Source organism: Christensenella sp., from assembly GCF_034927525.1.
Classification (GTDB): domain Bacteria; phylum Bacillota; class Clostridia; order Christensenellales; family Christensenellaceae; genus Christensenella.
The window spans coordinates 1-11,396 of the sequence record NZ_JAYFPU010000021.1; the positions used below are offsets into that span (position 1 = coordinate 1).

Sequence of the window (11,396 nt, forward strand, 5' to 3'; positions counted from 1 at the left end):
GTCGGAATTCATCCCCATTGCGGAGGATACAGGTCTGGTGGTGGACATCACCTATCAGGTGCTTACGAAGGTCTGCGCATTTTTAAGACAGCAGCTTGACGCGGGCAAGGATATTTCCAGCATCAGCGTCAACTTTTCTTCCAAGCAATTTTTACAGAACGACGCGGCGCAGCGTGTGCTTGATATCATTGAGAAAAGCGGCGTACCCTATTCGTGCATCAAGATCGAGATCACGGAAAGCACGCTTATAGAAAACGTCGAGGCGGTGAGCAGCTTTATCTCTGCCATCCACAGTCGGGGCGTGCGCTTTGCGCTTGACGATTTCGGCGTGGGTTATTCCAATATTTCCACTGTGCTCGGCTTCCCCATCCAGACGGTAAAGCTGGACAAGAGCCTTGTGTGGTCTTCGGTTGATAACCCGAAGTCCGAGGCTGTCGTGCGGCACATGATCGCCGCGTTTAAGGAGCTGGGCATCCGCGTCCTCGCCGAGGGCGTAGAAAACGAAGAACAACGAAGCTTTGTTGCCGATTGCGGCAGCGACATGATACAGGGCTTTTTGTATGCAAGACCCATGCCCGCGCAGGAGGTCGCTGCATTTTTAGGGAAAATGCCCGGGCAAGTACCTTCCCCTGAGGAGAAAAAGAATGGAATATTCTTCTAAAAAAGCATTTACATTGATCGAAGTGATCGTTGTTGTAGCGATCATCGCAGTATTGACGGCGCTGCTTGTGCCTACGCTGGGTTCGCTTGCCTCCAGCTCGCAGGCAAATGCGTGCAACGATTATCGTACCGTCGCCATTGGTCAATACGCGACAAAAACAGTGGGCGACCCGTCTTATACTTTGTCCTCTTTTTTGCTGGACAAGGGCGTTACATGCCCTTATGGCGGCGCGTACTCCCCTTCTAAGGACGAGGACGGCAACAACGTGATCATCTGCTCGGCACACGAGCTTTCGAGCGGCGGCGTGCCGGAAGACCCGGGCACCGTCGTCGGGCGTTCCGTTTATGAGACATACCTTTCCTTTGTACAGCGCTACGACGCCGCTTCGCCAGAGGAACAAAAGGCAATGGCCAATGGCAGCGACAACGACAGCCTCAGGAAAGCGCTGCGCGCGCAATACGGCGAATGGCCGCAGTTCCCGCAGGCGCTGATCGACAAATACAATATCAATGTTGCTCCCGGCGAGACGCTCTATGTACAGCCATTCGTCAACTCTAACCGCGACCAGGCCGGTTATACGGATGTCGTCGTTTATGCGAGCGTATACCCGCAAAACGGCAAATGGTATGTGGGGCTTGTATACGACCACGAAGAAGGCGTTTGGTACCAGGGGCCGGGGCTTTCCGTTACCTCTAAGTGGACGGACATCAAGGCCACGCTGCACGACCCCAACGGGCGCTGGAAGCCGCTCAAATAATCTGATAAAATAGTACAAAAAAAGCCGCCCCTACGGGCGGCTTTTTGGTTGCAACTTTTTTGTTACGGGGTAGTGGGAGTGGGATATGTAGCCGAACCGCCAGCATTTGTAAAGGTTACACTTTTAATACCGGTGACAGCCGTCGTGCCAGTCGCCCCATCAGGAAGCCACGCCACAGTAAAACTTGCACCATTGCTCGTAAACTGTGTGCCTAACAAATCTCCAACCTCTGCTAGTAAAGCGTCAGCTTGAAGTTCGGCTGCAACCCCACTCGCTACTGCATTCGCATACGCCGCCGTTGCCGCGCTGTATACCGACCGCGCGTTTGCGCTACGCGTTTGTTCTTCCGCCTGCGTCACAAATCCCATCATGGTCGGGACAAGGATGGCGATCAGTACGCCGATGATCGCGATGACAACGATCAGCTCGATGAGCGTGAACGCTTTTTTGCCATTTTTCTTGGCATTTTCTTTTCTTAACATTGCTCTGTAAAACATAAAAACTCTCCTCTTTTCTCTCTTTTTTGTATTATTGCATATAAACATGACTGGTATGGTATTATTATACACACTGGTCACCGTTTTGCCAAGTAATAACTACGCGGATATCAGAGATAGCGCCGCATTTCTTGTGGCGAAACGCATCGCGCCATCGCCTCTTCCTGTGATATCATACGCCCTCGCGCCAGCTCGCCTAACGCCATGTCCATCGTCTGCATACCGTTCTGGCGGCCTGTCTGGATGGCGTTGTCGATCTGGAATATCTTGCCCTCGCGCACAAGGTTGGCGATTGCGTCTGTGCGCGCCATAATTTCAAGAGCCGCCACGCGACCTCCGCCCGATGTTTGCGGGACGGGTACCAATTGCTGCGTGATAACCGCCGCCAGCGTTTCCGCAAGCTGCGTGCGTATCTGCGCCTGCTGCCCTGCCGGAAAAACGTCGATGATACGGTTGATGGTATCGGCAGCGCCCTGTGTGTGCAGCGTGGAAAACACCAGATGCCCTGTTTCCGCCGCCGTAATCGCCGCGGAGATGGTGTCTAGGTCGCGCATCTCGCCCACCAGTATGATATCCGGGTCTTCACGCAGGCAAGCGCGCAGCGCGGACGAAAAGCCAATGGTGTCTTCACTTACCTCGCGCTGGTTGATGAGGCTTCTTTTGTGCGTATGCACATACTCGATCGGGTCTTCTACTGTGATGATGTGGCAATTGCGCGTCTCGTTGATGTGGTCTATCATTGCCGCGAGCGTGGTGGATTTACCGCTGCCCGTCGGCCCGGTGACCAGTACAAGCCCGCGCCGCAGCGCCGCAAATTGCTTTAGCACAGGCGGCAGCCGCAGCTCGTCCACTGTGGGTATTTTTTGCGCGAGCAGCCGCAGCGCCGCAGCGTAGCACCCGCGCTGCATAAATACGTTGACACGCAGGCGCAGATCACCGACCGCGTAGGCAAAGTCCACATCGCCCGCCGTATCGAGCGTGCCCATCCTGTCTGTCGGGATGATGGGCCGGATCAGCGCCTCCGCTGTCTGCTGGTTCAAGCGTTCGTATTCCGTACACTCTATCAGTTCCCCGTCGATGCGCATGACAGGCGCTTTTCCCACCGTCAGATGGATATCCGACGCGCGGCGCGCCGCCGCCTGCATGATCAGTTCGTTGATTGTCGCCATACCGTTTTCCTTTCCTTACAGCGTATATACCGCTTTGATGTATTCCTGTACCGTCGATTCGCCCTCCAAAACGTTGCGCAGCATATCCTGCTGCAGGCTCACCATGCCCTGTTTCTGCGCGTATTCCGCGATCTTGTATGATGTTTCGCGGGCGGAGATCAATTCCTGCATACCTTCGTCCACCAACAATATCTCGTGGATCGCCTTACGCCCGAGATACCCTGTGAAGCTGCACCGTGGACAGCCCTTGCCCTCGTAAAGCATGACCGTTTCACTTAAACCGAGCATCAGGTTTTCCGCCGGGGTCGACGGGTGTTCCTGCTTGCAATGCGGGCATATCCGGCGCACCAGCCGCTGCGCGATCACGCCGGACAGTGCAGAAGCGACGAGGTATGGCTCCGCGCCCATATCGATCAATCTGCCTACCGTGGAGGCCGCGTCATTTGTGTGCAGCGTGGAAAGCACCAGATGCCCTGTGATGGACGCGCGTACGGCGATCTGTGCCGTCTCAGGGTCACGAATCTCGCCCACCATGATGATGTCAGGGTCCTGCCGCAATATGGAGCGCAGGCTGCTTGCGAACGTCAGCCCTGCACGGTTGTTGATCTGCATCTGGTTTGCGCCGTCGATCTTGAATTCGACCGGGTCTTCGATGGTCACAACGTTGACCTGCGGCGACATGACTTCACTTATCATTGTATACAGTGTCGTTGTTTTACCGCTGCCGGTGGGGCCTGTGACCAGTATGATGCCGTGCGGCACTCGCACGAGTTTATCGAACAGGCGTGTATTCTCCTGGCTTAAACCAAGCGAATATGTGCCTGTTTGTGTTTTTAAAAAGTTGTTTGTCAGCAGGCGGATGACTGCTTTTTCCCCGTACACTGTTGGCAGCGTAGAAATACGCATATCGATCAGCTCGCCGTTCACATCCGTCTCGCACCGTCCGTCAAGCGGCAGCCTGCGTTCGGCGATGTCCATAGAAGCCATGATCTTGATACGCGTCACGATGGAGGCGTGCGCCTCCGTGCTCAGCGTGAGGATGTCCTGCAGATTCCCGTCGATACGCATGCGCACGTGCGTTTCTTTTCTGCCCGGCTCAATATGGATGTCGCTGGCATTCAGCTTAGCCGCCTGCTCGATGATGGAATTGACAAGACGCACGACAGGCGCGCTGTCTACACGTTCGTCAATGGTCGCGTCTATAGACGATATCTCCTGTACCGTCATGGTCGCACGGAATTCCTTGTTTACGTCCTCCGCCGCTTCGTGCGTCACCTTATCCACATAATGCTTGCCGATCGCGTCGCGGATACTGCTTGGCGTGGCGATAACAGGGACGACCTCCATGCCCGCCTCCAGCCGCACATCCTCGATGACGTGGAAATTCATTGGGTTGCTCATGGCGACAATCAGGGAATTGTTTTTCCGGTCAATGGGGATCACGTCGTTTTTACGCGCAAAATCTTCAGCGATCATGTGTACCGCTGCCGGATCGATACGCGCCTGCGACAGGTCTACGAATGTCGTCTTTAAACGCTTTGCCAGTGCTTTTGTAAAGGCGATCTCCGTGATGAATTTTTCCTCGATCAGGATATCCCCGAGTAGCTTGCCTGTCTTCTTCTGGATCGCGAGCGCGGCGTTCAGCTGCTCTGCCGTGATCAGGTTCTCATTTAATAGAAGCTGTCCGATCTGGATATTCTTCTGTTCCGCCATTTTGACTGTCCTTTCTTATTGAAATGCACGGCTCTTTCCCATATAATACTTGAAAAGGAGTATTTTGAAACCATGCCGATATTTACTTATTTCTGGCCGTTCGCCCTTGTCTTTGGACTGGTGATCGGCAGTTTTCTAAACGTGTGCATCTGCCGCGTGCCGCTAAAGCAGTCCGTCGCGACAGGCGGCTCTTATTGTCCAAGCTGCGGCAATTCCTTAAAACCGATCGACCTTGTCCCCGTTTTGAGCTATGTGTTCCTGCGGGGCAGGTGTCGCTATTGCAAGGAGAAGATCAGTCCCCAATATCCGCTGGTCGAACTTCTTAGCGCTGGGCTTTATATCTTAAGCTTTTATATCTTCGGCCTTTCATGGATGACACTCGTCGCTTGGGCGTTTGTTTCTGTCCTCATCGTCGCATCTATGATCGACATCCGCACCTTTGAGATACCCGACGGCGCGAGCATCGCGCTGCTTGTGATCGGCATTGCCTGCTTCTTTCTCCCTGATACGCTGCTCTGGTGGGAACGTCTGCTGGGTGCGCTGTGCGCCGCAGGGCCTCTTTTGCTCATCGTCTTATTGTCACGCGGCAATGCGATGGGCCTCGGCGACGTCAAGCTGATGGCTGCCGCGGGTCTTGTGCTGGGCTGGAAGCTATCGCTGTTTTCGCTCCTTGCCGCCGTTGTTATCGGCGCTGTTGTGGGCGTGATCCTTATCGCCTCCAAAAAGAAGGGGCGCAAGGACGCGATTCCGTTTGTACCCATGCTCTCTGCCGGCCTTATAGCCGCCCTTTTCTGGGGCGACGCCGTCATAGCGTGGTACATTTCCCTACTCGGCTTTTAAGGGTTCTGCGTCTCGTACGAGACCATCAGTCCCCACGCGGCTCCGACTACTGTTTCCGTGTTGAGCGCGACCACATCCGTTTCCAGGGAGTAGGCCACGGACACATCGTTTTTGTTGGTCATGGCGACCGTTACCTTTACAATATTCTGCTGGATGGCGCTTGCCATCAGCTCCGCATAATATCCCTCATAAAACGCCTCGTTGAACATATCCTCTGATGCGTTCGAGCCTTTTTGTATGTATATTCTGCCGTCCTTGCTGTAAAGGTACGTCCTTCCCGCTTCCTTTGCTTCGTTCGCGGTCTCGTGGATGGTCAGGCCTTTGGCATATTTCAAATACGTTTGCACCGTATCCATCGCGAAATTTGTTTTGGTGGTCACGTCCGTCTGCTGCCCTAATGTGACGATCGAGTCGTTTGCGGAAACGAATATGACCGCAATGCCCAGCCCCAGCACGCCTACAAGCGCCATCACAACAATGAGCTCTATTAAGGTGAAGGCCTTTTTTTTGTTTTTACCCGCCATATCAGCCTCCCGACGCATTTGGCGCAAATGCCTGCAGCGTGGTATCACCGTTCGGGTCTTGTGATTTGACAAGCTTCCCGTCTATCGAAAAATCCGTGTCATTCAACGTAAAATCGAGCGTGTGCGGCCAGTAGGTCAGGTAGTTCAAGTCCGTAATATCCGAACCGCTGCGCAGACTGTATAACCCCCGCTCGAGCTCGCCCGCCACGTCAAACGTCGCAGTATTCATCTTACGCGTATTTTTTTCCATATTGACGGTAGGCGCAAGCACCCCCAAAAGGGCGATCGCAACAATGCCCAACAGCCCTAAGCTGATGATCACTTCTACCAGTGTTATCCCTTTTTTCGTGTTTCTTTTCTTCATATTGTCCTTATTCACCCGTGCCGGGATATGTTCCGACGACCGTCCATCCGCTGACGCCTGCGCTGCCTCCACCGCCCGATGTCCCCGTTGATGTATATTGAATATATTTCTGGTTGTCCCCCATCTCGATATGCGAGGCGATCGCACTGCCATAAAGCTTTGCGCCGCTTGCAAAGATCGAACTCCCCGTCATTTTCACCGTACCGTATGGCGCATAAAAAAACGCATGCGCACTGTTATACAGCGAAAGATCCATCACAACTCCTTTTGCGTTCGATATCACATACAGGTTAGGTACGCGCGCATCCACCGCAGGCGGTCCTGCCGCCGCATAGTCGTAATGTCCCATAAATGTATTGCCCTTTAATGCAAAGTTTACAAAATTGCTTGCGTTCGTTCCTTCATCAAGGAACAGGTAAACGTTATGATCCCCTTTGGTGAGGATATTCACGCCCGACGTAACCTCCATTGTATATCCTCCGCCTTCCGGCATTTTGAGCCGGACATAGAGGTCTGCTTCCGTCGCATCGAACACAAGGTTTTTTCCGTACTGCTGTCCCTGCGCTTTTTGAAAATCAATCGTCAGGTTACAGTTGTTCTTAAAAATATAGTCGTTACCGGCAATCTCGTACCCAATGGGTTTTTTATTGTTGAACGCAAAGTCTATGTTGTTTTGCTTCATCTGCTCGTCGATAGCCGCCGGAACATTCCATACCGTGGGGTTTGCGTATTTCTCCTGCAACTTTAAGTCCACCATTGGCATTTCGTCATACGGGATATCGAGCTTTTCTGTCTGTTGTACGCCCTCCCCTTTGGGTATCTCTCCGAACGTAGTGTTTGTAAACGGCGCTACCGGCTCGATCACATCAGGTGGTATGACGTAAGTCGGTTCGGGCACGCTAGAATCTGTTTTTGTAATGGACTGCCCCTGCGGGATACGGATCGTCCCGCCGCCAACCTGCGAATTGGTAAAGCTTGCCCCGCTGATCGCGTCCATCGTCAGCGAAGAAAAATTAGCGTGATCGAATGTTGCAGCTCCGTTTACCTTCACCGTCGCCATTGAGCGCTGCGCCCCCGCTGACAAGTTTACCGTAAGCGCTCCTGCGCTCGAAATGGTTGTGCCAATTATAGATGTATTGCCGTTTAACGTAACTTCCCTGTTCGCAAAGATAGAACCAAGTTGCATCAGCGAATTTTCAAAGTTAATGGTACGGTCTGCGAAAAGTTGTGTGTTGTTCATGATCGTGGCATTGTTCGTAATATTGATATTACCGCCCACCTCCACGGTGCTGCCTGCAAGCTTGCCCCCATCCATCTTTACTTCACCAAGCGCGCGGATCAAATTCGTTCCTGCCCATGAATCAGTGAGCGTCGCATTGGTCAGGTTGACGTCCTGGCGTGCATATATTTCTACCACTGTAAAGTACGGCGACCTTGCCGCATTTTTAATATTCACATCCGAGTTTGCATATATCACCGTGCACAAGCTGTTGCTTGCCGCGGACGCAATGCAATTATCGAGTTCTACAATGCCCGGTTTGCCCCATGCAAACAGGTGGCAATATGAAATATCTGCGTCTTTTCCCATGATGGATGGCGCATAAATGTTCGGATAAACGGAGCTGGCGATCCTTGTATTGCTGTCAAAATTGACCTTTGTGTTGGAATACACATCCTTCATCCCCGTTATATTGCCGACCTTGACTTCACCTTCCACGTAAATATTGCCACTGAATGTTCCTGAAAAATTTCCATTGCCGCCGGCTTTTATGGTAGATTTCACCAGCCCTGCAACGTCTACATTCCCCATACATTCGATCGAGCCTACTGAACCGTTATATATGCTGTTGTTGACAACCACATTTGCGTTCGATTTGATTGCGTTTACGGTTGCGCTGTTTTGCACTGTCACATCGCCGTTTGCGTAGATCGTTCCCTTGCTCACCGCATCATAGCCATCAACCAAAACAGTGCCATTTGCATAAATATCGCCTTCCGCTGCTGCGCCCGCCGTAATATTTACATTGCCGTTTTCAAACGTACCGTCGTCCTTCCTTGTACCATTTGCGTAGATCGTCCCTTTGACTTTTACGCCCCAGCCTTGGAGTGTCACCGTACCACCCGCATGGACGTCGCCCGCGACGACCGCACCGTTTTTCAGTACGACATCCCCGTTGGCATAAATATCGCCGGGAATATTTTGCGACCCGTCTACCGTCACATTTCCTTCGGAACGCACATCGGAATAGACCGCACCGCTTGTCTTGATCTCGATATCTCCATTTGCCTGCACGTGCGTATCCTCGCCCTGTGTACCGAACGTTCCCACGCCGAGGTTGAGCTTGCCGATCGCGTCCACATTTTTGGTCACGCCCGAACCTCCGGTGAAGGTCGTTGTATTGTCACCGTTGTCAAAGAAAACGCTGCCCTCCGATGTGGAGCTGCCCACAGACGAGGGAACCATGCTCATACCCGGATTCAAGTTGGTCGCGCCTGCTACCACGTCAAATATCTTCGCTAAGTCTACCTCGTCCTCTCCTTCGCCCGACGTATATTGCAGCAGTTTATGCATACTCGATATAAAACCATTTTTCTCTGCTGTCACCGCGACCCTGAACACATTGCCTATGCCGCCCTTGCTATCTTTCTCGATTGATATGTCATACTCCCCAAACACATCGTCGCTGCCGCTGCCTTCCACTTTGTAAGAAGACCCCTTGCCCAGCGTAAACGGGTCGATCGTTTGGTCGACGATCTTGGCGCTCACCGTATCGAGCACCGATTGTGCGGCAAAATCAGCCTGCTGCTGCCCTAAGGTATGCGAAGCCTGCTGGTTTGCAACACCCGCGAGCGTCATCACGCTCACGCCGACGATAACGATAAAGCCAAACACGCACAGCACCATAACAAGCGTACTGGCGCGTTTTTTGTTCCTCATGCCGATGCTTCTCCTGTCCCGGCTCCTATCGCGTCTACAGCCGGTATCCCGTAAAATTCGATGGTGATCACAGCGGGCATACGCCCGTCCTCTCCCGCCTCCTGCGTGGTGAGGGTCGTTATGCGCAGCGCGCGTCCGCTTTCATACAGCCCGTTGCACAGCGCGATCAGGTCGTCAAAGCTGCCGACACAGTTGATGACTGCACTTAACTGGTATAACGCCGGTGCACTTTCCGTTGCAGCTGCGGAAGGCGATGGCGAAGCGCCCGCCTCAGCCGAGGCCGTTGCCGACGCTTCGTCCGACGGCTGTGCGGAAGGCTGCGCCGATGATTGCATCGTACCGTTCACAATGTCCGCGGCGTCCTGTATGGGCAGCGCTTGCTGCTCGTCCGTAGGTGTGGCCGAAAAATCCGCCGTACTGACACCCACGTCCGAAATATCCATGTTCTGTACTTCCAAATTGTTATAAGCCAGCATATTGTTGAGCCACAGGTCTATCTCTTCCTGCCGCAGACTGTTTTCATAAGGCTTCTGAAGCTCCTGTGCCCGCGCGTATGCCTCGTCGATATCTGCCATAAGTGCGCTCGATGTTTTCGTATCAGATTCCACATTCACAAGTTCGTCCTGCTTCTGCATCAGCAGCGAGGCGTCTGCCTGCAAGCTCTTTTGCATGGGTACAATCAGGAAGTTGATGCCTAGAACGCCGATCAACACGATGCCCAGGATGATGAGTAATACCATTTCCCTCTTGGAAAGTCTCATTTCGCGTCACCTCCCGCAAGTTCACAGCCCACGGTAAACGTGACCGTTCCTGTCTGCACCTGTGCATCCGCAGCGTCCGGCGCGACCGCCGTTCCGTCTGCGGCATAGTAGCCGTTATACGTCACATCGGCAATCAACGCGCTCGTACGCAGGCTGCGTACGAATTCCGCCGGCGAGGAGGTATCCTGCGCCCGGCAGTCGATCTTTAGCATATCGTTCGAATAGTCTATTTTAACGATACTCACATCCTGTGGCTTTTTTGCGTTGATATCGTCCATCAGCGCCTTATCAAGGTGCGGGTAAGCCGCCAGATTTTCACTGAACGTTTCGATGATAGAATTGTATGTCTTGAGTGCATTCAGCTTTTGTGCATTCGAGGAAAGCGCGCCGTAATCCGCGCTGCCCGATTTGGCCAGTTCGATCTGTACCTCAAGCGCGACAATGCTTCCGATCACAGATGCCTTTTGCACCAGCTGCCAGACATAAAAACCACCGACCGCACCCGCGCATACTACCAGAACGATGATGCCATTACGCATGAACTCTCCCAGCTTGTGCTTTGCTGCCTGTTTTTTAACGCCTGCAAAAAAGTTAAGATCTTTCAAACCATCCACCTCACACACGAATCTGCGCGCCCAGCGCGTTCAGTAGTATCTTTGTATTGAGCGTCTGTACGTCGCGGCTTAAGTATTCACCAAGCATCGCGCCCAGCCCTTCAAAGCGCGCACCGCCGCCCGATAGATATATTTTCGTCTGCAGTGACTTGTATTCGCCTGTCGCGCTGAACTGCAGCATCTTCTGTACTTCGTCACCCAATCTTGAAACATAAGTATTAAAGTTGATATCCTCTTTTAATTCCTGTGCGCTTTTTTTGTACATCGCACCAATATTTTCCTTTGCATATGCGTCCATACCGATGACGGTGCAGCGCGTGAACGTCAGCGCTCCCTCTACAAAAAAGTGAAAGTTGATGAGGTCGCAGCCTATGTCCGTCACGATATTAAGCTGACCCGCCGTATTCGGCACGACATCCGCCACGGCGACCAGCTTGCGCACCGCGTTCGCGTGGATATCCATCGCGACGGGTGTGAGTCCTGCCGAGCGCAGCATCTCCTGATATCTGTCCGCTAGCTTCCTATCCACGCCAAAAACGAGCACCTTTGTCTGTTCCC

At 53.0% G+C, this 11,396-nt stretch carries 12 protein-coding genes; 3 read left to right on the forward strand and 9 right to left on the reverse strand.

The window, feature by feature from the left end; genetic code table 11:
- Together VB081_RS00685 and VB081_RS00690 are read left to right on the forward strand one after the other, a co-directional pair.
- On the forward strand, window positions 1–661 hold a 661-nt coding region (locus VB081_RS00685; RefSeq protein ID WP_323398946.1), incomplete at its 5' end, for an EAL domain-containing protein.
- Window positions 645–1,418 carry a prepilin-type N-terminal cleavage/methylation domain-containing protein gene (locus VB081_RS00690; protein WP_323398947.1) on the forward strand — a complete coding sequence of 258 codons (774 nt, stop codon included), beginning with the start codon at window positions 645–647 and terminating at the stop codon, window positions 1,416–1,418. The genes VB081_RS00685 and VB081_RS00690, both read left to right, overlap by 17 nt.
- A 62-nt stretch (window positions 1,419–1,480) precedes the next feature.
- Here VB081_RS00690 and VB081_RS00695 read toward each other — a convergent pair whose 3' ends face one another.
- From VB081_RS00695 to VB081_RS00705, 3 genes are all read right to left on the reverse strand, one after another.
- On the reverse strand, window positions 1,481–1,915 hold the full coding sequence (locus VB081_RS00695; protein ID WP_323398948.1) for a type II secretion system protein: 435 nt from the start codon (window positions 1,913–1,915) through the stop codon (window positions 1,481–1,483).
- Between the two features lie 110 nt (window positions 1,916–2,025).
- Complete coding sequence (locus tag VB081_RS00700) at window positions 2,026–3,084, reverse strand: type IV pilus twitching motility protein PilT (protein WP_323398949.1); 1,059 nt, start codon at window positions 3,082–3,084, stop codon at window positions 2,026–2,028.
- Between the two features lie 15 nt (window positions 3,085–3,099).
- Complete coding sequence (locus VB081_RS00705; RefSeq protein WP_323398950.1) at window positions 3,100–4,797, reverse strand: GspE/PulE family protein; 1,698 nt, start codon at window positions 4,795–4,797, stop codon at window positions 3,100–3,102.
- A 72-nt stretch (window positions 4,798–4,869) separates the two neighbouring features.
- On the opposite strand from VB081_RS00705, the gene VB081_RS00710 reads away from it, so the two are divergent.
- Window positions 4,870–5,637, forward strand: coding sequence for a prepilin peptidase (locus tag VB081_RS00710; RefSeq protein WP_323398951.1), 768 nt, complete (start codon window positions 4,870–4,872; stop codon window positions 5,635–5,637).
- Here the strand turns inward: VB081_RS00710 and VB081_RS00715 are convergent.
- The 6 genes from VB081_RS00715 to pilM form a co-directional block, all read right to left on the reverse strand.
- Window positions 5,634–6,161, reverse strand: coding sequence for a type II secretion system protein (locus VB081_RS00715; RefSeq protein WP_323398952.1), 528 nt, complete (start codon window positions 6,159–6,161; stop codon window positions 5,634–5,636). The genes VB081_RS00710 and VB081_RS00715 overlap by 4 nt on opposite strands.
- Before the next feature lies 1 nt (window position 6,162).
- A complete protein-coding gene (locus VB081_RS00720; RefSeq protein ID WP_323398953.1) occupies window positions 6,163–6,525 on the reverse strand; it encodes a type IV pilus modification PilV family protein in 363 nt (120 codons plus the stop codon).
- A 7-nt stretch (window positions 6,526–6,532) separates the two neighbouring features.
- On the reverse strand, window positions 6,533–9,463 hold the full coding sequence (locus tag VB081_RS00725) for a hypothetical protein (protein ID WP_323398954.1): 2,931 nt from the start codon (window positions 9,461–9,463) through the stop codon (window positions 6,533–6,535).
- Window positions 9,460–10,224 carry a hypothetical protein gene (locus VB081_RS00730; protein ID WP_323398955.1) on the reverse strand — a complete coding sequence of 255 codons (765 nt, stop codon included), beginning with the start codon at window positions 10,222–10,224 and terminating at the stop codon, window positions 9,460–9,462. The genes VB081_RS00725 and VB081_RS00730 overlap by 4 nt, the downstream gene beginning before the upstream one ends.
- Window positions 10,221–10,829, reverse strand: coding sequence for a PilN domain-containing protein (locus tag VB081_RS00735; protein ID WP_323398956.1), 609 nt, complete (start codon window positions 10,827–10,829; stop codon window positions 10,221–10,223). The genes VB081_RS00730 and VB081_RS00735 overlap by 4 nt, the downstream gene beginning before the upstream one ends.
- A 10-nt stretch (window positions 10,830–10,839) precedes the next feature.
- Window positions 10,840–11,396, reverse strand: a 557-nt coding sequence (gene pilM / locus VB081_RS00740) for a pilus assembly protein PilM (RefSeq protein WP_323398957.1), incomplete at its 5' end; no start/stop codon positions are given.